At 63.7% G+C, this 25,738-nt stretch carries 27 protein-coding genes and 1 pseudogene; 16 read left to right on the top strand and 12 right to left on the bottom strand.

The features are described 5' to 3' along the window. Window positions 1-45: 45 nt before the first annotated feature. On the bottom strand, window positions 46-393 hold the full coding sequence (locus EHW12_RS08210; protein WP_125050485.1) for a hypothetical protein: 348 nt from the start codon (window positions 391-393) through the stop codon (window positions 46-48). Between the two features lie 110 nt (window positions 394-503). Here EHW12_RS08210 and hemL point away from each other — a divergent pair, with 110 nt between their 5' ends. From hemL to EHW12_RS08245, 7 genes are all read left to right on the top strand, one after another. Continuing rightward, window positions 504-1,829, top strand: a complete 1,326-nt coding sequence (hemL, locus tag EHW12_RS08215; RefSeq protein WP_064074192.1) for a glutamate-1-semialdehyde 2,1-aminomutase — start codon at window positions 504-506, stop codon at window positions 1,827-1,829. Window positions 1,830-1,895: 66 nt separating this feature from the next. After that, window positions 1,896-2,555 carry a histidine phosphatase family protein gene (locus EHW12_RS08220; RefSeq protein ID WP_003941868.1) on the top strand — a complete coding sequence of 220 codons (660 nt, stop codon included), beginning with the start codon at window positions 1,896-1,898 and terminating at the stop codon, window positions 2,553-2,555. Continuing rightward, window positions 2,552-3,157 carry a TlpA disulfide reductase family protein gene (locus EHW12_RS08225; RefSeq protein WP_042925638.1) on the top strand — a complete coding sequence of 202 codons (606 nt, stop codon included), beginning with the start codon at window positions 2,552-2,554 and terminating at the stop codon, window positions 3,155-3,157. The genes EHW12_RS08220 and EHW12_RS08225 overlap by 4 nt, the downstream gene beginning before the upstream one ends. 2 nt (window positions 3,158-3,159) lie before the next feature. After that, the gene (locus tag EHW12_RS08230) at window positions 3,160-4,008 is read left to right on the top strand and encodes a cytochrome c biogenesis CcdA family protein (protein ID WP_007735278.1); all 849 of its coding nucleotides are present in this window, start codon (window positions 3,160-3,162) and stop codon (window positions 4,006-4,008) included. Next, window positions 4,005-5,669 carry a cytochrome c biogenesis protein ResB gene (locus EHW12_RS08235; protein WP_042453041.1) on the top strand — a complete coding sequence of 555 codons (1,665 nt, stop codon included), beginning with the start codon at window positions 4,005-4,007 and terminating at the stop codon, window positions 5,667-5,669. The genes EHW12_RS08230 and EHW12_RS08235 overlap by 4 nt, the downstream gene beginning before the upstream one ends. Continuing rightward, window positions 5,666-6,628 carry a c-type cytochrome biogenesis protein CcsB gene (ccsB, locus tag EHW12_RS08240; protein ID WP_047268895.1) on the top strand — a complete coding sequence of 321 codons (963 nt, stop codon included), beginning with the start codon at window positions 5,666-5,668 and terminating at the stop codon, window positions 6,626-6,628. Before EHW12_RS08235 ends, ccsB begins: the two co-directional genes overlap by 4 nt. Window positions 6,629-7,209: 581 nt before the next feature. Next, the gene (locus EHW12_RS08245; RefSeq protein WP_238704815.1) at window positions 7,210-8,433 is read left to right on the top strand and encodes a MinD/ParA family protein; all 1,224 of its coding nucleotides are present in this window, start codon (window positions 7,210-7,212) and stop codon (window positions 8,431-8,433) included. Window positions 8,434-8,458: 25 nt separating this feature from the next. Here EHW12_RS08245 and EHW12_RS08250 read toward each other — a convergent pair whose 3' ends face one another. Together EHW12_RS08250 and EHW12_RS08255 are read right to left on the bottom strand one after the other, a co-directional pair. Further along, the gene (locus tag EHW12_RS08250; protein ID WP_003941996.1) at window positions 8,459-8,665 is read right to left on the bottom strand and encodes a hypothetical protein; all 207 of its coding nucleotides are present in this window, start codon (window positions 8,663-8,665) and stop codon (window positions 8,459-8,461) included. 184 nt (window positions 8,666-8,849) lie between these two features. After that, window positions 8,850-9,062 (bottom strand): BldC family transcriptional regulator, encoded by a 213-nt coding sequence (locus EHW12_RS08255; protein ID WP_003942029.1) that lies wholly within the window; start codon window positions 9,060-9,062, stop codon window positions 8,850-8,852. A gap of 393 nt (window positions 9,063-9,455) precedes the next feature. Between EHW12_RS08255 and EHW12_RS08260 the strand changes: the two genes are divergently transcribed. Both EHW12_RS08260 and EHW12_RS08265 read left to right on the top strand, forming a co-directional pair. Continuing rightward, window positions 9,456-9,740 (top strand): DUF4229 domain-containing protein, encoded by a 285-nt coding sequence (locus tag EHW12_RS08260; protein ID WP_007728513.1) that lies wholly within the window; start codon window positions 9,456-9,458, stop codon window positions 9,738-9,740. Continuing rightward, window positions 9,737-10,839, top strand: a pseudogene (locus EHW12_RS08265) (PLP-dependent cysteine synthase family protein). The gene EHW12_RS08260 and the pseudogene EHW12_RS08265 overlap by 4 nt, the downstream one beginning before the upstream one ends. Here EHW12_RS08265 and EHW12_RS08270 read toward each other — a convergent pair. Then, a complete protein-coding gene (locus EHW12_RS08270; protein ID WP_054187825.1) occupies window positions 10,737-11,360 on the bottom strand; it encodes a GNAT family N-acetyltransferase in 624 nt (207 codons plus the stop codon). The pseudogene EHW12_RS08265 and the gene EHW12_RS08270 sit on opposite strands and share 103 nt — an antisense overlap. A gap of 122 nt (window positions 11,361-11,482) precedes the next feature. Between EHW12_RS08270 and EHW12_RS08275 the strand changes: the two genes are divergently transcribed. The 4 genes from EHW12_RS08275 to EHW12_RS08290 are packed head-to-tail and all read left to right on the top strand — an operon-like array spanning window position 11,483 to window position 13,528. Continuing rightward, entirely contained in the window at window positions 11,483-12,220 is a 738-nt protein-coding gene (locus tag EHW12_RS08275) for a 1-acyl-sn-glycerol-3-phosphate acyltransferase (RefSeq protein WP_003941959.1), read from the top strand. 54 nt (window positions 12,221-12,274) lie between these two features. Continuing rightward, window positions 12,275-12,526 (top strand): HTH domain-containing protein, encoded by a 252-nt coding sequence (locus EHW12_RS08280; protein ID WP_003941869.1) that lies wholly within the window; start codon window positions 12,275-12,277, stop codon window positions 12,524-12,526. 5 nt (window positions 12,527-12,531) lie between these two features. Then, on the top strand, window positions 12,532-13,098 hold the full coding sequence (locus tag EHW12_RS08285; RefSeq protein WP_054187824.1) for a Clp protease N-terminal domain-containing protein: 567 nt from the start codon (window positions 12,532-12,534) through the stop codon (window positions 13,096-13,098). Between the two features lie 49 nt (window positions 13,099-13,147). Then, on the top strand, window positions 13,148-13,528 hold the full coding sequence (locus EHW12_RS08290) for a phage holin family protein (RefSeq protein ID WP_003941998.1): 381 nt from the start codon (window positions 13,148-13,150) through the stop codon (window positions 13,526-13,528). A 12-nt stretch (window positions 13,529-13,540) separates the two neighbouring features. On the opposite strand, the gene EHW12_RS08295 is transcribed toward EHW12_RS08290, so the two are convergent. Then, the gene (locus EHW12_RS08295; RefSeq protein ID WP_007728497.1) at window positions 13,541-14,410 is read right to left on the bottom strand and encodes a 1,4-dihydroxy-2-naphthoate polyprenyltransferase; all 870 of its coding nucleotides are present in this window, start codon (window positions 14,408-14,410) and stop codon (window positions 13,541-13,543) included. Window positions 14,411-14,459: 49 nt separating this feature from the next. On the opposite strand from EHW12_RS08295, the gene EHW12_RS08300 reads away from it, so the two are divergent. After that, window positions 14,460-17,708, top strand: coding sequence for a BTAD domain-containing putative transcriptional regulator (locus EHW12_RS08300; RefSeq protein WP_125050487.1), 3,249 nt, complete (start codon window positions 14,460-14,462; stop codon window positions 17,706-17,708). A gap of 21 nt (window positions 17,709-17,729) precedes the next feature. Here the strand turns inward: EHW12_RS08300 and EHW12_RS08305 are convergent, their stop codons facing one another. Continuing rightward, window positions 17,730-18,557 (bottom strand): ABC transporter permease, encoded by an 828-nt coding sequence (locus tag EHW12_RS08305; protein ID WP_003941848.1) that lies wholly within the window; start codon window positions 18,555-18,557, stop codon window positions 17,730-17,732. Beyond that, complete coding sequence (locus EHW12_RS08310) at window positions 18,554-19,561, bottom strand: daunorubicin resistance protein DrrA family ABC transporter ATP-binding protein (RefSeq protein ID WP_003941960.1); 1,008 nt, start codon at window positions 19,559-19,561, stop codon at window positions 18,554-18,556. Before EHW12_RS08310 ends, EHW12_RS08305 begins: the two co-directional genes overlap by 4 nt. A gap of 154 nt (window positions 19,562-19,715) precedes the next feature. On the opposite strand from EHW12_RS08310, the gene EHW12_RS08315 reads away from it, so the two are divergent. Then, entirely contained in the window at window positions 19,716-20,609 is an 894-nt protein-coding gene (locus tag EHW12_RS08315) for a type IV toxin-antitoxin system AbiEi family antitoxin domain-containing protein (RefSeq protein WP_050768582.1), read from the top strand. A 54-nt stretch (window positions 20,610-20,663) separates the two neighbouring features. Here the strand turns inward: EHW12_RS08315 and menE are convergent, their stop codons facing one another. From menE to EHW12_RS08340, 5 genes are read right to left on the bottom strand one after another with little or no spacing between them, the layout of a single operon-like run. Next, window positions 20,664-21,803: an o-succinylbenzoate--CoA ligase gene (menE, locus tag EHW12_RS08320; RefSeq protein ID WP_125050488.1), complete on the bottom strand. Its 1,140-nt coding sequence runs from the start codon at window positions 21,801-21,803 to the stop codon at window positions 20,664-20,666. Further along, complete coding sequence (locus tag EHW12_RS08325; RefSeq protein ID WP_003941976.1) at window positions 21,800-22,102, bottom strand: DUF3349 domain-containing protein; 303 nt, start codon at window positions 22,100-22,102, stop codon at window positions 21,800-21,802. Before EHW12_RS08325 ends, menE begins: the two co-directional genes overlap by 4 nt. 4 nt (window positions 22,103-22,106) lie before the next feature. Continuing rightward, on the bottom strand, window positions 22,107-22,442 hold the full coding sequence (locus EHW12_RS08330; RefSeq protein ID WP_003941853.1) for a DUF3349 domain-containing protein: 336 nt from the start codon (window positions 22,440-22,442) through the stop codon (window positions 22,107-22,109). A 54-nt stretch (window positions 22,443-22,496) separates the two neighbouring features. Next, window positions 22,497-22,760 carry a hypothetical protein gene (locus EHW12_RS08335; protein ID WP_003942079.1) on the bottom strand — a complete coding sequence of 88 codons (264 nt, stop codon included), beginning with the start codon at window positions 22,758-22,760 and terminating at the stop codon, window positions 22,497-22,499. Window positions 22,761-22,775: 15 nt separating this feature from the next. Continuing rightward, on the bottom strand, window positions 22,776-23,975 hold the full coding sequence (locus EHW12_RS08340; RefSeq protein ID WP_007728486.1) for an inorganic phosphate transporter: 1,200 nt from the start codon (window positions 23,973-23,975) through the stop codon (window positions 22,776-22,778). A gap of 284 nt (window positions 23,976-24,259) precedes the next feature. On the opposite strand from EHW12_RS08340, the gene EHW12_RS08345 reads away from it, so the two are divergent. Continuing rightward, window positions 24,260-25,684, top strand: coding sequence for an ABC transporter substrate-binding protein (locus EHW12_RS08345; RefSeq protein WP_125050489.1), 1,425 nt, complete (start codon window positions 24,260-24,262; stop codon window positions 25,682-25,684). Window positions 25,685-25,738 lie beyond the last annotated feature (54 nt).

Consider the following 25,738-nt stretch of genomic DNA (forward strand, 5'->3'; position numbering starts at 1 on the left):
CGCGTAGCGCACCGCGGGCAACCCGGTTCGATCCCAACCTCACATTCAGCAGGAGCCCGCGGCACCCGCTTCGATTCCTTGGCGGAAGAGTTCCTTCTCGCTCTCGGACATAGCCTGGTACGAAGGGTCGTTCTCGACGATCTTCAGGAAGTCGGCGCCCGCCGTCTGGGTCGACGTGTCGCCGCTCTGAACACGCTGCTGAACGTAGACGGACACCGCCGAACACCCGCCGAGAAACGCGGGGTCGGTGCTCGTCGCCGCGGTGGTTCGAGCCGAGTCGGTGGCGCTCGGCGGCGACGAAACTGTCGCCTGGTCGTCGTTCGAAGCGTCCGAACCACACGATGTGAGAAGAATCGCAGCCGAGACCATCAGCGTCGTCAACAGTCGCTTCATGCCCGGAATCGTCTCACGCGGGGCCCGGTTCGACCGGAAAACTCGCCTCGAGCACCGAAGTCCTACACCCTGTCGTTGTCAGATTCGACAGAACTGGGACACTGGAAGCCGTGACTGTGTCTTCCGGTGATCCCGACGTGCATGCAACGAACTCCGCTCGGCTCTTCGAACGTGCCGGCAACGTGATTCCGGGTGGCGTCAACTCGCCCGTCCGCGCGTTCGGTTCGGTCGGCGGAACACCGCGATTCATTCGCGAAGCATCCGGCTACACCCTCACCGACGTCGACGGAAACAACTACGTCGACCTGGTGTCGTCCTGGGGTCCGATGATTCTCGGGCACGCTCACCCGGCAGTCGTCGAAGCCGTTCGCGAAGCAGCCCTCGGAGGTCTCTCCTTCGGTGCGCCGACCGAAGGCGAAGTCGCTCTCGCCGAGGAAATCGTCGCCCGCGTCGCGCCCGTGGAAAAGGTTCGCCTGGTCAACTCCGGAACCGAAGCCACGATGAGCGCAGTCCGCCTCGCCCGCGGATTCACCGGGCGGACCAAGATCGTCAAGTTCTCCGGTTGCTACCACGGCCACGTCGACGCCCTTCTCGCCGACGCCGGATCCGGCCTCGCGACGTTCGGGCTGCCGACCTCTCCCGGCGTGACCGGCGCTCAAGCAGAAGACACCATCGTCGTGCGCTACAACGATCTCGACGCGGTGGCCGCGGCGTTCGAGGCCAATCCCGGGGCCATCGCGTGTGTCATCACCGAAGCTGCCGCCGGAAACATGGGCGCCGTCGCACCGCTTCCCGGTTTCAACGAGGGTCTGCGTCGTCTCACCCGTGAGCACGGCGCACTCCTGATCATGGACGAGGTGATGACCGGATTCCGCGTCAGTGCCTCGGGTTGGTACGGCATCGACAACGTCGCAGGCGACCTCTACACCTTCGGCAAGGTCATGAGCGGCGGCCTGCCTGCCGCAGCATTCGGCGGCCGCGCCGACATCATGGGCCACCTCGCACCGGACGGTCCCGTCTACCAGGCAGGCACCCTCTCGGGTAACCCTGTCGCCGTCGCCGCCGGACTCGCGAGCCTTCGCGCCGCCGACGCCGAGGTGTACGCCAAGCTCGGCCGGAACGCGACCGCCCTCGGCGACCTCATGACCCAAGCACTCACCGCCGAAGGCGTCGAACACCGAGTGCAGTACGCAGGCACCTTGGTGAGCGTGTTCTTCACCGAGAACACGGTGACCAACTACGACGAAGCCAAAGCCGCGCAGACCTGGCGATTCCCCGCCTTCTTCCACGCACTGCTCTCCCGCGGCGTGTACCCGCCGCCGAGCGCGTTCGAAGCGTGGTTCGTCTCCGCAGCCCTCGACGATCGAGCCTTCTCGATCATCGCCGACGCCATGCCTCACGCAGCCAAGGCCGCGGCTGCTGCCGTCAAGCCCTGAGCAGTTCCAGTTCCAGAACACCCGCACGCTTCCGACATCCATCATCTTCAGCGAGGACCCTCGACTGTGACCGACGCCGATCACCCCGACCACACGTCCACCCGCACCATCGTCCACGTCCTGCGCCACGGCGAAGTACACAACCCGCGCGGGATCCTCTACGGACGGCTCCCGGGTTTCCGGTTGTCGGTGGCGGGCGAAGCTCAGGCTCGTGCGGTCGCGTCGGTGCTCGCCGATCACGACATCACCCACGTGGTCGCGTCGCCGCTGCAGCGGGCACAAGAGACCGCGACTCCGATCGCCGAGGCACACAAGCTCGACATCGTCACGGACGAAAACCTGATCGAGGCAGGCAACGAGTTCGAGGGTCTCAAGGTTGCCGTCGGGGACGGTGCGCTCTCGCGTCCGCGTCACTGGTGGAAACTGCGTGACCCGTTCACCCCGTCCTGGGGCGAGCCCTACCTGCAGATCGCCCATCGCATGCTCGCAGCCGTCAATGCCGCACGCGTCGCGGCAGTCGGACACGAAGCCGTCGTCGTCAGCCATCAGCTTCCGGTCTGGACTCTGCGTCGATTCCTGCAGGGTGAGCGTCTCTGGCACGACCCCCGTCACCGTCAGTGTGGACTGGCGTCGTTGACGTCACTGGTCTACGAAGGCGACACCCTGGTCGACATCGTCTACTCCGAACCTGCCGGCGCCTCCGACCCGAGAGTGACAGGAGCATGATTTCGCGCCGCATCGCCGCAGCATTCGCAGCCGCTGCGTCGGCGATGCTTATTCTCTCGTCCTGCGCGACCGGCGACGACGCCGTCGCACAGGGCGGAACTTTCGACTTCGTCTCACCGGGCGGACAAACCAAGATCTTCTACGATCCGCCGTCCGACCGAGGCACCATCGGCAAGCTCTCCGGGCCCGATCTGATGAACGAAGGTCAGAAGGTCGGTGTCGAGGACTTCGAGGGCAAGGTCGTCGTTCTCAACGTCTGGGGTCAGTGGTGCGGACCGTGCCGCGCCGAAGCCGACGACCTGGAACAGGTCTACGAGCAGACCAAGGATTCGGGCGTGCAGTTCCTCGGCATCAACGTCCGCGACGACACCAAGAACAAAGCGCAGGACTTCGTGGTCGACAACAAGGTCTCGTACCCGTCGATCTACGACCCGTCGATGCGTTCGCTGATCGCCCTCGGTGACGGCTACCCCACGTCGGTCATTCCGACGACGATCGTCCTGGACCGCCAGCATCGCGTCGCCGCGGTGTTCCTCCAAGAACTTCTCGCCGAGGATTTGCTGCCCGTCGTCCAGCGAGTAGCTCAGGAAGACGCGCAGTAAAGATGACAACCACGACCACTACGCTGCTGGCCGGCAGCGACACATTGAGTGCCGGTGTGGGCGAAGCGTTTCAGAACGCGGCGTCGTCCGGTCCGCTTCTGCTCGCCCTCGGCGCCTGTGTGCTCGCCGGTCTGGTGTCGTTCGCTTCACCGTGCGTCGTGCCGCTCGTTCCCGGCTACCTGTCCTACCTGGCCGGCGTCGTCGGTGCCGACGCTCCCGCGATCACCGCCGAAGAGGCGAAGACGCGGACGATCACCCGGAGCAGTCGACTGAGGGTGGCCGGTGCGGCCGGACTGTTCGTCGCGGGCTTCACCGTTGTGTTCGTCCTCGCGACCGCGTCGGTATTCGGCGTGATCTCCACGCTGCTCGTCAACCGCGAGGTCCTGATGCGAGTGGGCGGTGTCGTCACCATCGCAATGGGTCTCGTCTTCATCGGGCTGATTCCGGCGCTGCAGAAGGACGTTCGTTTCGAACCGCGTCGCGTGTCGTCACTGGTGGGTGCGCCGCTGCTCGGGGGAGTGTTCGCTCTGGGCTGGACGCCGTGCCTCGGTCCGACATTGGCAGGCGTGATGTCCGTAGCGGCGGGAACCGACGGGATGACCGCCGCGCGTGGTGTCACGTTGATCGTCGCGTACTGCATCGGACTCGGCCTGCCGTTCATCATCTTGGCGCTGGGATCGGCGCGCGCGCTGACCGGCGTCGGCTGGTTGCGTCGTAATGCACGCACCATTCAAATTTTCGGCGGAATCATGTTGGTGGCAGTGGGAATCGCCCTCGTCACCGGCGCGTGGGACCAGTTCGTCGGCTGGGTTCGCGACGCATTTATCTCGGAGGTGACGCTGCCGATATGACAGCTGACGACAATAACGACCACCCGAAACCCGTGCTGCCGAAGCAGTCGGTGATCGGTCGAGTCGTTGCACTCGGGCGCAACACCTGGCGCGGGCTCACCTCGATGCGGACCGCGCTGGTACTGCTGTTCCTCCTCGCGCTCGCTGCGATCCCCGGCGCCCTGCTGCCACAGCGAACCCTCAACGAGGGCAAGGTCACCGACTACATCGCCGCGCGTCCGACGCTCGGTCCGTGGATGGACCGCCTCGAATTGTTCGACGTGTTCAGCAGTTTCTGGTTCACCGCGATCTACGCATTGCTCTTCATCTCGCTGGTCGGCTGCATCCTGCCGCGTTGCGTGGAGCACGCGAAGGCGCTGCGCACCCGTCCGGTGAATGCGCCGCGCAATCTTGCTCGCCTGCCGCACCACACCACGAGCGTCGTGGACGGCGAGACTCCTGACGAACTTGCTGCCCGGGTGTCGAAAGAACTGCGCGGGTGGCGCGTCGAAACGCGTCGCGGCGATTCGAAATCACGACGCGAAGGCGAGATCACCATCTCGGCGGAGAAGGGATACCTCCGCGAGTTCGGCAACCTCGTGTTCCACCTCTCGCTGGTCGGATTGTTGATCGCGATCGCCGCGGGCAAGTTGTTCGGCTACGAGGGCAATCGCATCGTCATCGCCAACGACGGCCCCGGGTTCTGCACGACCTCGCCGGCAGTGTTCGACTCCTTCGTCGCCGGTCTGAGCCTCGACGGCACCGGCATGACCCCGCTGTGTGTACGTGTGAAGAATTTCCAGGCCGACTACCTCGAGACCGGTCAGGCCGAGATGTTCACCTCGGACATCTCGTACCAGGCAGGCGACGACCTCGAGTCCGATACCTGGCGGGACACGACCATCCAGGTGAACCACCCACTGCGGATCGCCGGCGATCGTGTGTACCTGCAGGGACACGGATACGCGCCGACATTCACCGTCACGTTCCCGAACGGTGAGACCCGCACCGAGACGCTCCAGTGGCGTCCGGACGACGCCACGACGTTCCTCAGCAGTGGCGCGATGCGCTTCGACCCGCCGGGCGGCATGTATCCCGATGCGGACGAGCGTCGGAAGAATCAGATTGCCATCGAAGGATTGTTCGCGCCCACCGCGCTGTTCCACGGCAACCTGCTGTCGTCGAGCTACCCGGCGATGAACGATCCGGCAGTCGCCATCGACATCTACAAGGGCGACACCGGACTCGATACCGGTAACCCGCAATCGCTGTTCGAACTCAACACCGAACTGATCAATCAGGGCCGACTGGTCAAGCAGGATCGAGTCAATCTGTTTCCGGGGGAGAGCGCGACGCTTGCCGACGGAACCCAGGTGCGATTCGATGGTGCCGTCGACTTCGTGAACCTGCAGGTCTCCCACGATCCCGCTCAGGTGTGGGTGTTGGTTTCGGCGTTGACCATGATGGCGGGCCTACTCGTCTCGCTCGTGATCAAGCGTCGCCGCGTCTGGGCACGTATCTATCCAGATGACGAACGACGTACTGTAGTAGAACTTGGTGGGCTTGCCCGCACCGACCACGCAGGCTGGGGCGACGAGTTCGACCGCCTCGCCGACCGCTTGCTGAAAAGCAATCCGACCACCGCGGTGAACCAACCGCACGCGCAGGAGAACGCCCGATGACAACGAACGAGACACTCGCGCAGTACAGCGACTGGGCCTTCAAGTCCGCCTTCACCGTGCTCGTGCTGGCGTTTGTGCTGCTCATCGTGCAGTACGCGTCGGCCAGAGCAAAGGCGGTTCAGGACAAGGAACTGGTCTCCGCCGGCGGTGTCGACGCATCCGTGCCTGGCAGGGTCGCGGAGACTCCGAGCAAGTCGCTCTCGGAACGATTCGGCGGAATGGGCCGAGCTGTCCTGGTCGTCGGAACGGTGCTGATCATCGCGTCGATCGTGCTCCGCGGATTTGCGACGGAACGATTCCCGCTCGGCAACATGTACGAATTCGTGGCGATGGCGTGTGCGGCGTCGTTGCTGGTCGGGCACGTCCTGTTGATCAAGCCGGCGTACCGTCCGATGTGGGTCTTCTTGCTGGTGCCGGTTCTGATCTTGATGTTCCTCGCCGGCACGGTCCTCTACGCCGACGCGGCTCCCGTGGTGCCGGCGCTACGCTCGTACTGGCTTCCGATTCACGTGACGATCGTCAGCGTCGGCTCCGGAATCTTCATGATCGGCGGTATCGCGAGCCTTCTGTTCCTGCTGCGACTGAAGTTCCCGCCCGGTGAGGAAGGCACGAGCATCGGTGGCCGGATCGCAGAGCGACTGCCGGATGCCCAGACTCTCGACCGCTTGGCGTACAAGAGCACGATCATCGCGTTTCCGCTGTTCGGCGCCGGCGTCATCCTCGGTGCCATCTGGGCGGAAGCTGCGTGGGGACGCTTCTGGGGTTGGGATCCGAAGGAGACGATGTCCTTCATCGCCTGGGTGATCTACGCGGCCTACCTGCATGCGAGGGCAACCTCCGGGTGGCGGGAGACGAAGGCCGCCTGGATCAACATCGCCGGTTTTGTTGCGATGCTGTTCAATCTCTTCATCATCAACATGGTCGTCTCCGGCTTGCACTCCTACGCGGGACTCACCTGATCCTCTCGAGGTACCGTGGGTGGCTGCCGACCGGCCTGTAGGTATTACCGGTAGGTACGTCAGGGGCGGGCAACAGTTACGATGCAGCTTGGCGAATTACTAGCTGTCTGGTAGCTGTGGGATCGACGAGGGGGAGCGGCGAGATGGCCGACAAGATTGAAGACGCCGGAGCAGGATTGTGGGAGCCGGTGCGCCCTGCCGAGCCGACGCGGCGCGAGCCGCGCGCATCCGCGCCCGAGCCGTCATCGGACTCGGTTCCCAGCGACGTTCGTAGTCTCTTCGTGGCCCCGGTCGACTCCGGGCCGCTCCAGCAAGTCGCCGGCCAGGCGCCCAGTGCACCCGCCGCTCCGCCGCCGACGACGACCCCAGCGGCTCCGGTACCAGGTCCCAAGACTCCGGTCATCCAGTATCCGGCAGCGCAGCCAGGCCCGATCAACGGCCAGTTCTCGACCTCGCCTGCGATGCCGATGCAGACCTACGAACCTACGAATCGTGGAGGGTCGCTTCCGGATTCACGAACTGGCGTTCCGCAGCCTGTTCAGAATTCGCAGCCTGTTCGGAATTCGCAGCCTTTTCAGAACCTGCATCCTGTTCAGAATTCGCAGCCCGGCCCGACGGCGCATTCATCCGCGAGACCGCTCCAGCAACCGCAGGCACCTTTTTCGCCCGGCGTCCATCCGCCCAATCCCGCGATTCGGCAGTTCGGTCATCCCGGCGCTGCGCCGGTGCAGAACGGCCACACCCTCCAGAATGGTCAGGCCGTGCCGATGGCCCCGCCGACAGTGCCACCTACTCGCGCTCCGATGCCGCAGACCGGACTGACCTCGGCTCCGGACAGTCGCTTCGAGTCCGCTCTCCCGATGACTGCGCAAGATCTCTCGGCTGCGCTCCTCGTCAAGCGGCCTGTCCGGCCTGCGCCGGTGGGCGGCTGGCGCAAGGCGCTGTACACGTTGTCCGGCCGATCGGTGAACCTCGGAAACGGTGCAAAGGAGCAGCACCTCGTCGAGTTGACGCGCCAGATCAACCAGCCGCTGCAGGGCTGCTACAAGGTTGCGGTGCTCAGTCTCAAAGGCGGCGTCGGAAAGACCACGACCACAGCGACACTGGGGTCGATGTTCGGCTCGATCCGCGGCGATCGCGTCGTCGCTGTCGATGCAAACCCCGACCGGGGAACGCTGAGCCAGAAGATCCCGCTCGAAACTCCGGCAACAGTGCGAAACCTGCTGCGCGACGAGAACAGCATCGAGAAGTACAGCGACGTCCGTGGCTACACATCGCAAAATCGACACCGGCTCGAAGTGCTTGCCTCCGACAGCGATCCAGCAGTTTCAGAGGCCTTCAGCGGTGGGGACTACACGCGCACGGTCGACATGCTCGAGAAGTTCTACAGCATAGTTCTGACCGATTGCGGCACCGGATTGATGCACTCGGCGATGCAGGCCATTCTCGAAGGTGCAGATTCGTTGATCGTCGTCAGTTCCGGTTCCGTCGACGGTGCACGTAGCGCCTCCGCAACACTTGACTGGCTCGACGCTCACGGTTACAGCAGGCTGGTCGCCACGTCCGTAGCTGTCATCAACGCGGTACGGCCTCGCTCGGGCAAGGTTGATCTGCCGCGGGTCGTCGAGCACTTCGAGCAGCGCTGTCGAGCGGTGAAACTGATTCCGTTCGATCCGCATTTGGAAGAGGGCGCCGAAATCGATCTGGACCGGCTGCGTCCAGGTACTCGGGAAGCGGTGCTGGAGTTGGCTGCGGTGGTTGCGCAGGACTTTCCGGCCTCCCCGTTCGCGTTGACGGGGCGGTAATCGGATAGCCGGGCGAGCCCGGACGCTACGTCGACGCGTCAGTCGGCGGTACGTCCGGACCTTCCGTGCGCTTGCGTCGTGTTTGCTGGTTCACATTCCACAGGAATTCGGGATCGTCATCCGGCCCGCGTACACCGCTCACCGGGGTGCGCGTCGACGGATCGGGCCCGAATGCCTTCCACATCAGAACGATCAATGTCACCAAACCCACCAACGCCAACAGATACAACACGGCGCACCTCCTCAGGGAACTGAAGTCGAGCCTACTCAGTCTCCGCCCCGCTTCACCAGAAGTGGTGCGGACAAGCGTTTCGGCTCAGTGCGCTAGTGCTGTATCTGTCGGGTACTGCAAGATCTGTCGGGTATTGCAAGATCTGTCGGGTACTGCAAAGTGCTTCGAAGTGAGCCGAGTTTGCTCAGTTGTTGTCTGCTTCGGTGGTCAGCGAGCGCAGAAGCTGCATGACCTCGGTCTCACGGAATCGACGATGTCCTCCTGGCGTGCGAAGCGAGCCCAGTCGTCCTGCGTGTGCCCAGCGGGTCACGGTCTTGGGATCGACATGAAACAATGCCGCTACCTGTCCGGGCGTCATGAGTGCGTCTGCGGCGGTATTGAAGGTTGGTGCGCTCATTGTGAGGTCCTCCATGTTGATGTCGAACGTTTGACGAACAGTGATTCCGAACCGAGCAGTGATTCCGAACTTTGGTTCCGAACCGGTGTGTCGACCAGTTGCCAAAAACCTGCGTCGAGTTTGTTTCGAAGTCCTTCGCTCACATTCGACCGTTTTCTGAGTGGTAGCGCAATGTTTGCACAGATATAGCCGGGTAGTCGATCTTTCAAGAAAAAGTAATGTTTAAGTAAAGGACAAAATGGATAAAGCGGGCTCGGTCCCACCCGTATTCGGAATGGGTAACCTGAGAGGGTGAGTCAGTTGTCTGAAAACCCCGAAAATGTTCCTTCTGAGCCGGTCAAGGCCAGTAAACCTTCCGCAAACTCTGGGCAAGCAAAGTCGGCTTCCGGGCCGGTGACCAAGGGTCAACTAGCCCGCGACGTGGTGCTGTACTCGGTCGCTCGGCTGCTGCTTGTCGTCGTGATCGGTGCCGTCATCATCGGTGGCGGAAAGCTCGCCGGCACGGACGTTCCCTTGATCGTCGCGGCGCTGTTCGCAGTTCTGATCGCGCTGCCGCTGTCGTTGCTGCTCTTCGCGAAACTGCGCAAGCGTGTCAATGCGGGCATTGCGGCGGTCGACGCCCAGCGTCGGTCCGATCGTGACGATCTTCGCTCCAAGCTGCGCGGAGACGGGCGGTGACCACGGGGTCGCTCGACGTCGACCGTCGGACCTCACGCCAGTGGGTCGACAACGCGGTGCGGTTGATCGAAGCCGACGCGCAACGCAGCGCGGACACTCACCTGCTGCGCTATCCGCTGCCGAGTAACTGGACCGTCCAGCTTTATCTGAAGGACGAGTCGACCCACATCACGGGGAGTCTCAAGCATCGACTCGCACGGTCGCTTTTCCTCTACGCGATCTGCAACGGCTGGGTTACCGAAGAGACCACTGTCATCGAAGCGTCGTCCGGATCGACGGCTGTCAGCGAGGCGTATTTCGCGAAGTTGCTGGGCCTGGATTTTGTCGCGGTGATGCCCGCGAGCACGAGTCCCGCCAAGATCGCGTTGATCGAGGCGCAGGGGGACGTTGTCATTTCGTGAGCGATCCGTCGTCGATCTACTCGGAATCGCATCGGCTCGCGAGTGAGTTGAACGGTCACTACATGGACCAGTTCACCCACGCCGAGCGCGCGACGGATTGGCGCGGAAACAACAACATCGCCGAATCGATCTTCACTCAGCTCGAACACGAGGAACATCCGATTCCCGACTGGGTGGTCGTCGGAGCCGGGACGGGCGGAACCGGTGCCACGATCGGCCGCTTTCTTCGTTACCGGAAATTCGACACGGGGCTGTGCGTGGTGGACCCGGAGCACTCCGTGTTTTTCGACGCGTGGCGAGCGAGCGATCCGTCGATCGTCGGTACTCGAGGTTCCCGGATCGAGGGCATCGGCCGTCCGCGCGTCGAACCGTCGTTTGTCGGTCAGGTGGTCGACCGAATGATCAAGGTGCCGGACGCAGGCTCGATCGCGGCCGCCCGGCACGCCAGCGCAGCCCTGGGGCGCAAAGTGGGCGGCTCGACGGGGACGAACCTGTGGGGAGCTTTTGCGTTGATTGCCGAAATGATGGCGGCCGGGCGCAGCGGCAGCGTCGTCACCCTCCTGTGCGACGGCGGAGAGCGTTACTCAGGCACGTATTACAACGACGAATGGGTGGCTTCGGAAGGGATCGACCTGCTCGGCCCGACGACAGTGCTGGACGAGTTCGTCCGTTCGGGTGCGTGGACGGCCAGTTCCTGAATCGCCGGCGCCGGACCGTGTGACGGGCGGCTCATCGTCACGCGCGGCCAGGCGTCCAGCCCGGACGACTGCTCGTCCGTTCTGATGCGTATCAGGCCGGGGGAGAGCGTGTTCTCGGCCAGACGCACGAACCCGAGTCGCTCGTAGTACGGCGCGTTCCACGGAACGTCGACGAACGTCGTCAGAGTCACGAGATCGTGGTGATGGTCCGCCGCCCATTCGGTGACGGCGTCGATCAGCTGGGCTCCGAGGCCTTTGCGGGCATGATCGGGGTGAACGGAGACCTGTTCGATATGCGCACCGCCGTCCACGATCTCGACGAGCGCGTACGCAACGGGTACGTCGTTTGCGTCGGTCTGAACCCAGATGTGCTCGGCTGCGAGAAAATCGTTCAACTCGTCGAGCGTCGGCGGTGGATCGTCTGCGATGGCGTCCATCCCGATGTCTCGGAACGGTTCGCCCGCGGCGATCTCGATCTGTTGCAGTGCGGGTAGGTCGGTGGATATGGCCGAGCGGATCACAGAAACCGTTTTACCTCGAGAGTGGAGTTTCTCCCAGCGCTACGCCTTCTGTAACGCAAACCTACGCAACCGTAGGTTGTGTATCGTTTGGTCAAGGGGCACTTCTCCAGCGAGGGCGGATCATGGGCAATCCTGAAGTTTCACTCGACAATTACGAGGCTGTGTACGAGTACTACCGCAGTCATCAGCAGAACCGATTCGTGGCGAAGCTCGCTTATGCCGCATTGGCGCTGAAGTACCGCCCGCGGGTGAGGTACGCGCCGGGTGCGGAAGCTGCGCTGAAGACTCTGCTGGAACGTAAGACGCAGTTGGTCGTGGCGGTCAATCATCTGACCGAGAGCGACCAGTTCACGCTCGCCGCGACCGCGTGGCGTACTCCGTTGCGTCGAGTGATCGGACGGACCCGGGTCCTCGCCAAAGACGAACTCTTCGTTGATCCTTCACAGCGCAAGAAGGTCGACATGATGGGCAGCATCCCGGTTTTTCGCAGCAAGAACTACGGCCTCCGTGCAGTTTCGGATGCCGGCCGAGTGATGATGGACGTCGCGGCCGAGCGTCTGGGCAACGGGGATTGTCTGGCGATTTTCCCGGAAGGGACGTGCAACACCGAAGATCCGACGCGGTTGCAGCACGTCAACAGTGGAATCGGCCACATCGTCGCGCGCGCCGAGAAGTTGGGATGCTCACCGGCCCTGGTGTCGATCGGCATCAATTACGGTCCGGTGGCCGGCGACGTCAAGGCTGCGAGTGTCTTTGTCGGAATGCCGGTGACCGAACTTCCGGACAAGCCGATGGATATCGCCCGAACTGTGCAGGCTGACTTGCAGGTGGCAGTGAACGGGGCCGTCGCCGGATACTAGGCGCGCCTGTCAATTTTGGTTGACAGATTCCGGTTGTCAACCTAAATTGACATCATGACCGAAGCAACCTCTCTCGCTGCTGCCGCCGGTAGCCCGGATCCCACCGAGGGATTGCGTGCTGTTCGAGCGCTGCGTCGTCTACTCGAAAAACTCGAGGCCATTCAGGTCGCCAATGCGCGCCGTCACGGATGGTCCTGGCAGGCGATCGCGGAAGCTCTCGAGGTCAGCCGTCAAGCCGTCCACAAGAAATACGCGTCCGCGCAGTCGGAATCGATGCTGCGTTCACTGCGCGAGAAGGGCAGGTAATTGCCATGTTCGAAAGGTTCTCCGCACAGGCTCGCGGCGTCGTTGTCGATGCTGTCGCCGGATCCGGTCCGGTCACGCCGATGGAACTTCTGACCGCGCTGCTCACCTCTGATCGGGGCATCGCCACCGAGGTGCTCACCGAGTCTGGTGTCACGCTCGACGTGATCCACCGTGCCGGCGCCGGCTCGAACGAAGGTAGCTCGAACAATCTCGACGACGACGCCGAGATACTCAAGTCGATCGGCATCGATCTCGATGCGGTTCGGGAGAGTCTCGAGCAGTCCTTCGGCGAAGGTGTGCTGGACGAGACTCCTGTGCCGGACGGCGTCGACACTTCTCGCAAGAGCCGATTCGGGTTCCCTCGTTCACGATTCGAGAAGGACTCCAAGAAGGTGTTGGAACTCTCGCTCCGTGAAGCGCTCGCGCACAAGGACAATCGCATCGGCGCCGAACACATCCTGCTCGGCATCCTGCGTGTCGCCGACGGGCCTACCCGTCAGGCCCTCGAAACGCAGGTCACGATGTCGGTGATCCGTGAGCGCTTGGAAGCGAAGATGAATCGCGCCGCCTAGATTCGGCACGGCTCCGCATGCACGGGGCGGGATGTGCCAGCATTCAGACATGACATTTCTGGCACGTCTCATCATCAACGGCATAGCCATCTGGCTGGCGTCGGCGTGGGTCACCGGCATCACGATCGCCAACCACGACAACGGCACCTGGGGCACGGTTCTCGTGATCGCGGTGATCGCTTTGATCTTCACGGTGGTCAACGCGTTCATCAAGCCGGTAGTGCAGCTTCTCTCGCTGCCGCTGCTCATCTTGACTCTCGGATTGTTCACGCTCGTGATCAACGCCCTCATGCTGATGCTGACGGCGTGGATCTCGTCCGGAACGTCCTACGGCTTGACGGTCGACGGCTTCTGGACGGCAGTCTGGGGCGCGCTGATCATCTCGATCGTGAACTTCCTGCTCAGCGCGTTCGTCCCGGACAACCGTTGAGTCCGTCGACTTTCAGGCGAGACTGAGCGCAACTGCGGTCGCGGCACCCCAGACGAGCATGGCGAGTCCGGTGTCGCGCAACGCGGGGATCAGGGCCATACCCTGCCCGCCCGAACGCAGTGGGGCGTTGGCTCGGATTGCCAGTGGCAACGCCAGCAATCCGAGCAATGCCCACGGAGTACGCAGGATCAGCAGCAGGGTCGCGACGAACGGGACGGCCAGCAGGATCACGTGCAGCGTGCGGGTCCTGGCGTCGCCGAGCCGGACTGCGAGAGTGATCTTTCCGGACTCGGTGTCGGTCGGGATGTCTCGAAGATTGTTGGCAACGAGCACCGCGCTCGAGAACGAGCCGATGGCGATCGCGCCGGCCAGCCCGGCCAGATCCACCCGCTCGGCCTGTACGAACTGAGTTCCCAGCACTGCAATCAGTCCGAAGAAGATGAACACGGCGATCTCGCCGAACCCGCTGTATCCGTAAGGCTTCTTGCCGCCGGTGTAGAACCAGGCACCGATGATGCAGAACACGCCGACCGCAACCAGCCACCAGGCTGTGGTCGCCGCCAGAACGAACCCGGCTACCGCGGCAACGGTGAAGCAGCTGATCGCCGCGGCCTTCACAGCTCCGGGACTGACCAACTTCGATCCGACCAAGCGCAGTGGCCCGACGCGGTCGTCGTCCGTTCCACGGATTCCGTCGGAGTAGTCGTTCGCGAAATTCACCCCGACGATCAAGGCCAAGGAGACGATCAGTGCCAGGAGCGCCTTCCACCACACTGCGAGGTCCAGGGACGCCGCGGCTCCGGTGCCGACCAGCACGGGCGCAATCGCGTTCGGGAGTGTGCGCGGCCTCGCGCCTTCGATCCATTGAGCAGCTGTTGCCATACAACGATCTTTGCACTGTGCAATACGATCGAACGCGGTGGATCAGCACATGACTCGAGACGTGAGTGAGCGCGCCAGGTACGCGCAGTCGGGCGAAGACCTGGCAGACATTGCCTTGCTCGGACCCGTTTCGACCAAAGTGGGCGATCGTCTGGTTCCGTTGCCGGGTCCGCGAGCTCGAACTCTGCTGGTTGCGCTGGCTCGCAATCCGGGTGAGCCACGTACCGCGCAGAGCCTGATCGACGACGTCTGGGGGCTGGAGCCGCCGCGCTCACCGATGAACGCCCTCCACACTCAGGTCTCGCGCCTGCGATCTGCACTCCCGGACGGGGCCCTCGAAGTCACGGCGGCCGGATACCGGCTCACTCTCGCTCGGGAGCGTGTCGACCTGGCCAGGGCAGCGGACGCCGCCCGTGGTCTGCGCACCGTCGGCGCCGACGCGTCCGAAGCGCTCGCCGTCACGACCGCGTCATTGCGCCTGTGGCGCGGTACCCCCGGGAGTGACGTCGTCGGCGACGTTGCAGATCGTCTGGCGCTCGACGCAGGCCGGGTGTACGACGAACTGGAGACGGCGCAGATCGACGCGTTGCTCACATTGGGGGAGTACGCGGCAGCCATTCCCCTGGTGCGCGGACGCCATCTGGCGAGCCCATTCGACGACACAGCGGCCGAGGCGTTGATGCGTGCGCTCGCCGGAGCAGGCCGAGTCAACGAGGCACTCGAAGTGTTCGCGGAGTTCCGCAACCACCTCGCCAATCGCCTGGGCGCTGATCCGTCACCCGCACTGGTGACTCTCAACGCGGAACTTCTCGGGGCACCTGCGGCTACACCGCGGGCCGCCCGTGCGATCGGTCTGCGCGCTGCCCCCAACACCTTGCTCGGTCGCGACAACGACATCGACCAGATCGAATCCTTGCTCGCCCGCTCGCGCGTCGTCACCATTCTCGGACCTGGCGGCGCCGGAAAGACCCGTCTCGCACACGAATTGGGCCTGCGCGGATCCGTGAACCAGCCGGGCGTCTCGGTGGTCCTCGTGGAGTTGGCGTCGTTGCGCAGCAGCGAAGATGTCATCGCGGCCATCGGAGGCACCCTCGGAATCAGCGAATCCGATCTGGCGCCAGGCAAATTGACCGTCGGCCGAACGCATTCGGCGAGAGAGCGACTCAAAGAGGCGCTGTCCGCCGGTCCGATGTTGCTCATCCTCGACAATTGTGAGCACGTGATCGGCGCGTGTTCGGAGATCGCGGCCGAGATGATCGCGGCCGGTCGTCAGCTGACGGTTCTGACCACCAGTCGTTCTCCGCTCATGATCAGTGCCGAGGCGGTGTACCCGTTGCCGCCGTTGGCGATCGACGACGGAACCGGCTCGGCAGTCGAACTCTTCTCGGCGAGAGCCCGTGCGGTGCGGCCGTCTGTTCATCTGGACGTCGACGCGGTCGTCAAGCTGTGTACGACGCTCGACGGACTCCCGCTGGCGATCGAGCTCGCTGCCGCGCGGGTCCGCACCATGAGCGTCGACGAAATCGGTTCGAGACTGCGAGACAGGTTCGCGTTGTTGCGCTCCGATGATCCGACGTCTCCGGATCGGCATCGCACCCTGCACGCGGTGATCGACTGGAGCTGGAATCTGTTGGGCAGCGGGGATCAGATTGCGTTGCGTCGATTGTGCCGATTCCCGGCCGGCTTCACCCTTTCTTCGGCGCAAGCCGTTGCCGGGTGGGGCGAGTTGACCGATGTGGCAAGTGCCGTCGAAGCGCTGGTGAATCAGTCACTTCTTTCCGTCAGCGACGGGCAGGGAGATCTTCGGTACTACATGCTCGAGACTGTCCGTGAATACGGCGAGGAGCAACTCGCCGCGTCCGGGGAGGGACCGGAAGTGATTCGGCGCCTCGACGACTGGGCGATTGCGATCGCCGAGGATGCCGTCGTGCGTGCACGGACGGATCAGCTCCGTCTGATTGCCGACCTCGACGCCGAGCACGACAACCTTCTGGCTGTACTTCGCTGGGCCGTGGAACGCGGCGACGCGGTGACCGTAGCCAACGTCTTCCCCGTCCTTGCGATTCTGTGGGCCGTACGAGGATCGAACTCGGAAATTTCGAACTGGGCGTCGAAGATCGTCGGGGCGACCGCGGACAACGATCTGCGCGACGTGAATGCAGAACTGGTGGGCGCTACGTTCATCCTGGTGGCGATGCATCTCTTCTTCGGAGAGGCCGATCGAAACCATGCCCGTGCGCGGATCCGACTTCGAAAGCTGTTGCGTGAGCGCGATGATCTCGGTCCGTTGTTCGCATTTCTGATCAAGCTGACCACGAGTGGGATCGCCAACCACAAACTTGCGCGGTTGGTGGCCGAAGGCGTTCGCAGTTCCGATCCCGAGACCCGAATGGCGGCGCTGTCCGCGCGTTCGAACATGCGGGAGAACATCGGAGATCTGCGCGGTGCGTTGCTGGACGGGGAGACTCTGTTCGACTACGCCACCAGCATCGGTGACGAGTGGGGTCTGGCGATGGCGGCCCAACATGTCGGGTCGGTTCACAGCCAATCCGCCCGCTATGGCGAGGCCATCGAGTTCTACGCGATCGCGGCGGCGTCGATGGAACGCCTCGGTGCGCGTGACGAGGCGATGCAGCTCATCTGCTTTCAAGCCGGAGCAATGATCGCGGCCGGTGACACCGCTGGTGGTCGGGTGCTTCTCGATCGTGCACGTCCGGCATTGGCGCATTCGGGTGGGACCGGGGCCATCGAAACCGATCAACGGCGCGCGGCGCTCATAGCGAGTATCGCCGAGGCGGATCTCGCGGACGGCCGTATCGACGAGGGCTTGGCTCGGTATCGAGAAGCGCTGGAGCTGTTGGGTTCTGCGATCGAGAACATCTTCGGTGATCCCTTCGTCGTTCTGCTCGGTGCCGCGGCTGTGTGCGCTCACGCAGTTCACGGCCGGCACGAACTGGTGGCGGGCCGCGTTCTGCAGATGAAGGAGTCGAGTGCTCTCAAGCTCGATCCCAACGGTTACGCGGACCTGCCGCTCGCGGGTTCGTTGGCGTCGGCGATCGGGTCGTTCGATCTTGTCACGGGCAACATCGAACGCGGAGTCGAACTGATGGCTTTGTCGTTGAAAATGCCGGGGAGACAAGACTTCGTCTCGCTCCATCACGCGCGCCTCTCCGACTTCGCGGTTGGTCTGGTCGGAGCCGACAGGTGGTCTGTGGAAACCGAGAAGGTATCGGGTTACTCACGCAGAGCGGTCCGCGAAGCAGTGTTGGCTGCGCTTCGCGGACCGGTGCTGGACTAGGTCTGGACGATGGTGCGGGACTTATGTCTTGCGCATGTACATCCGCACGGTCAAAGGTGCCATGACGGCAACGATCACCGCGGCGCCCACCAGCGACCATACGACGTGGATACCGAAGTGTCCGTCGTTGGCCAGCTCGCGAACCGCGGTCACCAGGTGTGAGACCGGATTGACGTTCACGAACTTCTGAAGCCAACTCGGCATGGTGGCAGGATCGACGAACGCATTCGACAGGAACGTCAGCGGGAACAGCACGAGCATCGAAACACCCTGCACCGTGGACGCTTTGTTCATCAGCACGCCCATGAGAGCGAAGATCCAGCTGATGGAGAAGGCGCACACCATGACCAGGATCGCGGCAGACAGAATGCCGACCACGCCGCCTGCGGGGCGGTAACCCATCGCGAAACCGACGATGAACGTGATGGTCGTGGCGATGCCGTAGCGCACGACGTCGGCGAGCAATGCACCGGACAGCGGGGCGATACGAGCGATGGGAAGGGACTTGAAGCGGTCGAACACGCCCTTGTCCATGTCCTCACGAAGCTGCGTGCCCGTGACGATGGAACCGGTGATGACGGTCTGGACGAGGATGCCGGGGATGATCGTCGGCAGATATGCCGTCACGTCACCGGCGATCGCGCCGCCGAAGATGTAGGTGAACATCAACGTGAAGATGATCGGCTGGATGACGACGTCGAACAGTTGCTCGGGGTTGTGCTTGATCTTGAGAATTCCGCGGTACGCCATCGTGAACGTGTTCGCGAAGCTCTGCTGCAGGCTGATGCGGCGGGGTGCGGCATCCGGCTGGGCTATCGGCGACCGGGGTTTGGTGAGGGTGGTTGTCATGCGACGCTCCGATCGGAGTCGTTGTCGGACTGGGCGTCGTTGCGTCCACCGTCTTCGGGCTGGTGCCCGGTGATGGTCAGGAACACTTCGTCCAGGCTGGGTTTCTGTACGTTGATCTCGTCGACGGCGATACCTTGCTCACGCAGACGGATCAACAGGTCCGCCGTGATCGACGGGTCGCTCAGTGGTGCGGTGATCCGCCCGACCTCGGGAGTGACACCCACCTCGACGCTCAGCGCAGCGGCGATGAGCGAGCGAGCCTCCTCGGTGCGATCACGATCGACCAGCTTGAGTTGGAGCGAGGAGATCCCGACCGAAGCCTTGAGTTCGTCGGCGGTGCCGTTGGCGATCACGCGGCCGCGGTCGATCACCGCGATGCGATCGGCCAGTTGATCGGCTTCGTCGAGGTACTGCGTGGTGAGCAACACCGTCGAACCCTCGGCGACGAGTCGCCGGATGGTCACCCACATCTGGGCGCGGGTGCGCGGATCGAGGCCGGTGGTGGGCTCATCGAGAAACAGCAGCGGCGGGCGCGCGATCAGGCTTGCCGCCAGATCCAGGCGTCGACGCATGCCGCCGGAGAAGTTCTTCAGCGGTTTGGTCGCGGCCTCGACCAGATCGAACTCCTCGAGGAGTTCCAGGGACTTGGTGCGCGCATCGCGGCGGCTCAGGCCGAGCAACCGGGAGAAGATCACGAGGTTCTCGGTCGCGGTCAGATCCTCGTCGACGGAGGCGTACTGACCGGTGACGCCGATCAGGGATCGGACCGCGGTGGGTTCACGGCTGACGTCGTGGCCGAAGATGCGCGCCTCACCGCCGTCGGGGCGAAGGAGAGTGGCGAGCATGCGGACGGTGGTGGTCTTGCCGGCGCCGTTCGGCCCGAGGACGCCGAACACCGAGCCGGTGGGGACGGTGAGGCTGACGCCGTCGACCGCGCGGTGCTCGCCGAACTTCTTGACGAGTCCGTCGGCCTCGATGGCAAGAGGCGAAGCTGTGTGGTTCATGGGATGAAGCTTGGCAGACCGATCTTGCATGGACCTTGCGTGGAACTTGCGGTTACTTGCACAGTGCGCGAGGTCGGTGCTCCACAACCGGCAAACAATCCCCAGACGGATCTTGCTTGTCGGTGTGCGGGCGCGGCGGCATCACGCTCGCTGCATGGAGATTCTTACGCGGGCACAGGCTCACCGGGACGGCACCAGCGACGCGCAGTTGCAGCGAGCGGTCAGGCGCGGCGAGCTGCACCGAATCGCAGCGGGGATCTACATGCGCGCCGATCACTTCCGCGAACTCGATGCGAGAGCACGCCACCGCTGCGCTGTCATGGTAGCCACCGAAAGCTGTGGACCAGGCGCAATCGTGAGCCACGCTTCGGCAGCGGTCATGCACGGATTGGATTGCGGCGGATTGCGATTGGACACCGTGCACATGACGCGTAACCGGTGCTCGGGTGGGCGGAAGAGTCAAACCTTGCATCTTCATCCGGCAGTGGTCCCGGCCGAGGAGGTCGTGCTGATCGACGGCGTCGCAACCACGTCGCTTGCGCGAACGTTCGTCGACCTCGCACGGACGACGCCGTTCGAGACCGCCGTGGTGATCGGTGATTGCGCCCTGCGACGTGGGATGAGGCGTGAGAACGTCGACGCTTCGCTCGATCATGCGCGCGGACGGCTGGGAATGAGTCGCGCTCGAGTGGCGGCGACGTTCATCGAACCAGGTGCCGAGAGTCCGGGGGAGTCCATCAGCCGGGTACGCATGCGCGACGACGGTTGGCCGATGCCGACCCTGCAGCACGAGATCCGTCACGGTGGCCGGTTCATCGGGAGAGTCGATTTCTTCTGGAAAGAGCACGGTGTGGTGGGCGAGTTCGACGGGATGGTCAAGTATCGCGGCGACAATCCGGGGAGGGCGGTAGAGCGCGAGAAACTGCGGGAGGACGCGATCCGGGACGCGGGGTTCGAGGTGTTCCGGTGGGTATGGGCGGATCTTCGCGACTTCGAACGTGTCCGCGAAAGGTTCGAGCGGGCTTGCCTCCGCGGAGCCGCGCGCTGATTGTGCAGCCGCGGCGCTGATCAGGCCTGCGGCTGAACAATCGGGCTGCGGCTGCTAGCTGAACCGAGCCACCAGGGCGGCGCGGTCGAGCTTGCCCGGTCCGCGCAGGGGGAGCGCGTCCAGGACGAAGAGTTCCCGCGGCGCTGCGGTGACGTCGAGTGTCCGCTGAGCATGTGCGCGTAGTTCGTCGAGCGTCGGAGCTTCGCCCTCGGGTACGACGACGGCCACCACCCGCTGCCCCAGCCGCGGGTCCTTGATGCCGATCACCGCGCACTCGCGCACGGCGGGGTGATCGGCCAGCGCGGCCTCGACCACCTGCGGTACGACGGTCAGCCCACCGGTGGAGATTGCCTCGTCCAACCGGCCGCTGATGCGCAGGACCCCGTCGACCACAGCTCCGGCGTCGTCGGTCCGGAACCACCCGGGCTCGGCGAAAGCGGGGTGGTCGGGAAGCCCGCGGTACCCGGACGCGAGCATCGGACCGCCCAGCAGTACTCGGCCGTCGTCGATACGAATCTGTGCTCCGGACAACGGGATTCCGTCGTAGACGCAACCGCCGGACGTTTCGCTCATCCCGTAGGTGCGGACGACGGTGATGCCCGCTTCGGTGGCCTGCGCGAGTACCGGTGCGGGAGTAGCAGCGCCGCCGAGCAGAACCGCGTCGAGCGAAGCCAGAGCCTCGACCGCGGAGCGATCACCGAGTGCCTTGACCAACTGAGTCGGCACCAACGAGGTGTAGCGGCGCGGTCCGCTCATCGCGGCGACAGCGCCCGGCAATGCTGCAGGGTCGAAACCCGCACTGACGTCGACGATCACCGGTTGTGTTCCGGCGAGGACACTGCGCAACAGAACTTGCATCCCGGCGATGTGGTGCGGGGGGAGAACCAGCAACCAGGATCCGGTGCCGCCGAGGCGTTCATGGGTCGCGTCGCCGCTGGCTCGCAGTGCGCTCGCGGTGAGCATCGCGCCCTTCGGGGTTCCGGTGGTCCCCGACGTGGCGACCACAAGCGAGATGCCGTCGTCGATTGGCTGATCGGGGTGCAGAGCGTCGCTCAGTCGGGCCGTCTCGCGTGCGTCGGCCGCCGGGACGGGAAGCACGGCGTCGTGCACGCCGTCCAGGATCTGCGCGATGGCAGGCAGTACCTCGAAGACCGCCTCACCCTGTGGAACGGCCAGTGTGCGAAGAACGTTCACCGGACGTCCGGTCCAGCCAGCGGCCAACCACCGGCAGCCAGATGGCTTCGTACGCGGTCGACGTCGGTTTCGAGTGGCATCTCGTTGGTGATCTTCGTGATGAGGACCTGGATGTCGGTCTTCTCGATGGGCAGATCGCCGTCCTCGATCAACGCGTCGGCGACGGCGTCGACCTCGGTTTCGGAGAGTCTGCGAGTGAGGAGCGCGAAAAGTGGGATGTAGTCCTGCTCGGGGACGCCATTGGGATAGCCGGCCCGCAACCAGCCGACTATCGACGTGAGGAAGGGCGGAAGGGCCATGACGTCAGCTCACGTCTCGAACTTCGTTGTCGGTGTCCACGTCTTCGATGACCGGCCACCCACCTGCGCGCAGCCTTTCGGTGACACGATCGACGTCGTCCTCGGACGGCTCCTCGTTGAGGATTCCCTCGATGATGGCGCGGATGGTGTCGTAGTCGACATGGCGGTCCGGAACTTCGTGTGCCGACTCGATGGACATCGAAACGACCTGCTCGATCTCCTCGTCCGTCAGACGACGACGGAGAACGGCGAGCAGCGCAAAATGATCCTTGTCCGGGATGCCCTCGGGATACCCGGCACGCAGCCAGTCGAGCACGCTGCGCAATGAATACTTGCTCAAATCCTCGGCCTCATTTTCGTTTCGGTGGTTTCAGTGGTGTGCCGCGACGACCACTCAGAAGACGTGGATTCCGAACGTGCTGGCCAAGAAGTTCTTCATCAACAACAGTATTCCGGCGAAGATCGTGACGAGCACGACCGCAAAACAGAGGTACGCACCCATTTTACCCAGGGTGGACGGTCCTTCGGTGCCGTCGGCGTTCGGCAGACTCAGCGACTTGAGGCCGAAGGCGAAGATCGCCGGCAGTCCGGCTCCGAAGAGCAGTCCGACTGCCACTACCTGCCAGAGCGAATCGAGGGTATCGGTGAGTAGATGCATTCTCTTGCGCCCCTTTCAGGAGTTGCGAGTGGGTTCGGTGGACGGAGTGGGATCAGCAGTCGGAATCTCGCGAGCCGTCGCATCCGGATTCTCGTCCCATTCGGCGGTCACGTTGGCGGCGTCTACGGGTTCCTTACGCGAACGCAGGTACATGAAGATCGCGAACGCGATGAGGGCAGCGAAGACGACGAGCACGCCGGCCAGGCCGCCGATCAGATGCGCGAGTGCCCAGCAGATGGCGCCGACCACTGCGGCCGACGGCAAGGTGATCAACCAGGCGGCGGCCATCCGGCCTGCGACGCCCCAGCGGACCTCGGCGCCCTTGCGCCCGATGCCGGTACCGAGGATCGATCCGGTGGCGACGTGGGTGGTCGAGAGGGGGAGTCCGAGGTGGCTCGACGTGAGAATGATGGCGGCGGACGACGCTTCGGCTGCCAGACCCTGCGGCGCGGCGATCTCGACAAGGCCTTTGCCCAGGGTGCGGATGATGCGCCAACCGCCCAGGTAGGTGCCGAGAGCGATCGCGACGGCACAGGTGAACTTCACCCAGAACGGCATCTCGGTCTCGGCGGTGATGGTGCCGTGAGCGACCAGGGCCAAAAAGATGACGCCCATAGTCTTCTGGGCGTCATTGGTGCCGTGCGCAAGTGAGATCAGCGAGGCGGTGCCGATCTGGCCGAAACGGAAACCGCGCTCACGCTCGTCTTCCTTGACGGATGCGGTGATTCGGTACACGAGCTTGGTACCGACGCCTGCGACCAGGGCCGCGACGACCGGCGCGAGGATCGCGGGGACGACGACCTTGGTCAGAACTCCACCCCACTCGACGCCGCCCATACCGATGGAGGCGATTGCGGCGCCGATCAATCCGCCGAACAGTGCGTGTGAGGAGCTCGACGGCAATCCGAGCAGCCAGGTCGCCAGATTCCAGATGATTCCGCCGACGAGACCGGCGAAGACGATCAGCAGCAGATCCTGCCCACTGACCGCGCCGAGGTTGACGACGCCTTTGGCCACGGTCGCAGCGACCTCGACGGACAGGAACGCACCGACCAGGTTCAGGATCGCGGAAAGTGTGACCGCAACTTTGGGCTTGAGTGCTCCGGTCGCGATGGAGGTGGCCATTGCGTTACCGGTGTCGTGAAAACCATTCGTGAAATCGAACGCGAGGGCGGTGACAACTACCACCAGGAGGATTACGAGCTCTGCGGTCACAACGTGAATTGTGCGTATCGAACGCGTAAAAGTACAGCGAACGGGATGCGAACAGGGGCTCCGCGGAGTACGTCCCCGCGCGTGGGCTGCGGCGCTGCCGTTCGCGATGTGTTCAGCGCCACGAAATCGGAACCCTGTGTGGGACCTCACTTTTTGGTCTCACTCACCGGGAAGGCACATTCGGACCGTTTTAAACGCTGATTACCTACGGGCACCGAGCGCACCGGAACAGGGGTTTCACCCCTGTTTCTCGGTGTCTGTCAGTGAGAAGGAGAGCTCCGACCGTGAAGCCCAACAAGTCCACGAAGCTGATCGTGGCACTCGCCGCGACCGCCGTTCTGGCGTCAGCCTGCGCATCGAATCGTGGTGACGATCCCTACGCCGTCGCTGTCGGCGGACCCGGCGTCAGCGCAGACCTTGCGTCGAGCACATCCGACGCGAAGTTCGGCACCCTCGATTCGCCCTGTGGTGAAGGCGACGCCACCGGCGCAACCGATCAAGGCGTCAGCGACACCGAGATCAAGATCGGGTTCGGTGACGACCGCGGTTATGTGAAGTCTCCTGGGCTGAACAAGGAAATGAGCGATGCGGTGAACGCGCTCATCTCTTGGTGCAACGATCAGGGCGGCATCAACGGCCGCAAGGTTGTCGGTACCGACTACGACGCCGCGATGACGCAGGCCAACTCGGTCATGCAGGAAGCGTGCGCGAGCCAGTTCATGATGGTCGGCAACGGCTTCGCGATGGATCAGACCGCCGAGCAGACGCGTGTCGCGTGCAACCTGGTGTCCGTGCCAGGCTTCACCGTGTCACCCGACGCAGCCAACGGACCGATGACATTCCAGGGTGTCCCGTTCCCGGTCGACTACGCGAACGGTTCGCAGTGGTTCCAGATGGCCGAGATGCACCCCGATCTGGTGAACGACTTCGACGTCGTCAACAGCACGATGCCCACGATCATCAGCTCCACCACGAAGATTCGCTCGATCGCCGAGGCTGCGGGCTTCAAGCTCAAGGATTGCGGCGTCACCCTCAACTACGAGGGGGAATCGAGCTATGTGCCGTTCGCCGAGAAGTACAAGGAGTGCGGCGCGAAGGGGATCTGGACGTCACGATCGGCAAGCCCGTCGGAGCTGAACTTCGTGAAGGCCCTCGACCAGGTCGGGATCGATCCCGTCTTCTTCGGTGAAGCCACCTGGTACGGCGCGACCGTCTCCGATTGGAACAAGGACACCGGACTGCTCGACAACCTCAACGCGGGCATGACCTTCCAGATGCTCGAGAACGCGGACAAGGTGCCCGCAGTGAAGAAGTACGTGGATCTGGTCTCCGAGCAGGGTGGCAAGACCGCGCTCCTCGGTATGCAGGCGGCGTCGTCGTTCCTACTGTGGGCGGCCGCCGCGGACGAGTGCGGTAGCGATCTGACGCGTCAGTGCATGGTGAACGAACTCTCGAACATTCACGAGTGGGACGGCGGCGGATTGCATGCCGTCACCGATCCCGGCAAGAACATGCCGGCCACCTGCGGACTCATGACCTCGCTGAAGGGCAGTACCTACTCGCAGGCGTTCCCGTCCACCGCGGGCGAATTCAAGTGTGACCCCAAGTACCTCGTCGCGACCGACAAGAGCACCTGGGGAACCGAACTCGGCGCTGACCGCGTGTCGACGAAGTACCAGAACGCCAACGTCATCAAGCCGCAGTCCTGATTCTTCCGACTCGGGCGGCGAGCGCCAACCGCCGCCCGAGTCCCTAACGAGGGT

The organism is Rhodococcus sp. NJ-530 (assembly GCF_003860625.1).
GTDB lineage: Bacteria > Actinomycetota > Actinomycetes > Mycobacteriales > Mycobacteriaceae > Rhodococcus_F > Rhodococcus_F qingshengii.

Excerpts from the sequence above, each read along its gene's own strand:
- EHW12_RS08210 (WP_125050485.1), bottom strand. The coding sequence starts at position 393 with ATGAAGCGACTGTTGACGACGCTGATGGTCTCGGCTGCGATTCTTCTC.
- EHW12_RS08230 (WP_007735278.1), top strand. The coding sequence starts at position 3,160 with ATGACAACCACGACCACTACGCTGCTGGCCGGCAGCGACACATTGAGT.
- EHW12_RS08280 (WP_003941869.1), top strand. The coding sequence starts at position 12,275 with ATGACCGAAGCAACCTCTCTCGCTGCTGCCGCCGGTAGCCCGGATCCC.
- EHW12_RS08310 (WP_003941960.1), bottom strand. The coding sequence starts at position 19,561 with ATGAACCACACAGCTTCGCCTCTTGCCATCGAGGCCGACGGACTCGTC.
- EHW12_RS08290 (WP_003941998.1), top strand. The coding sequence starts at position 13,148 with ATGACATTTCTGGCACGTCTCATCATCAACGGCATAGCCATCTGGCTG.
- EHW12_RS08305 (WP_003941848.1), bottom strand. The coding sequence starts at position 18,557 with ATGACAACCACCCTCACCAAACCCCGGTCGCCGATAGCCCAGCCGGAT.
- EHW12_RS08295 (WP_007728497.1), bottom strand. The coding sequence starts at position 14,410 with ATGGCAACAGCTGCTCAATGGATCGAAGGCGCGAGGCCGCGCACACTC.
- EHW12_RS08275 (WP_003941959.1), top strand. The coding sequence starts at position 11,483 with ATGGGCAATCCTGAAGTTTCACTCGACAATTACGAGGCTGTGTACGAG.
- ccsB (WP_047268895.1), top strand. The coding sequence starts at position 5,666 with ATGACAACGAACGAGACACTCGCGCAGTACAGCGACTGGGCCTTCAAG.
- EHW12_RS08285 (WP_054187824.1), top strand. The coding sequence starts at position 12,532 with ATGTTCGAAAGGTTCTCCGCACAGGCTCGCGGCGTCGTTGTCGATGCT.
- EHW12_RS08315 (WP_050768582.1), top strand. The coding sequence starts at position 19,716 with ATGGAGATTCTTACGCGGGCACAGGCTCACCGGGACGGCACCAGCGAC.
- EHW12_RS08235 (WP_042453041.1), top strand. The coding sequence starts at position 4,005 with ATGACAGCTGACGACAATAACGACCACCCGAAACCCGTGCTGCCGAAG.
- EHW12_RS08300 (WP_125050487.1), top strand. The coding sequence starts at position 14,460 with ATGACTCGAGACGTGAGTGAGCGCGCCAGGTACGCGCAGTCGGGCGAA.
- EHW12_RS08225 (WP_042925638.1), top strand. The coding sequence starts at position 2,552 with ATGATTTCGCGCCGCATCGCCGCAGCATTCGCAGCCGCTGCGTCGGCG.
- EHW12_RS08335 (WP_003942079.1), bottom strand. The coding sequence starts at position 22,760 with ATGCATCTACTCACCGATACCCTCGATTCGCTCTGGCAGGTAGTGGCA.
- EHW12_RS08255 (WP_003942029.1), bottom strand. The coding sequence starts at position 9,062 with ATGAGCGCACCAACCTTCAATACCGCCGCAGACGCACTCATGACGCCC.
- EHW12_RS08325 (WP_003941976.1), bottom strand. The coding sequence starts at position 22,102 with ATGGCCCTTCCGCCCTTCCTCACGTCGATAGTCGGCTGGTTGCGGGCC.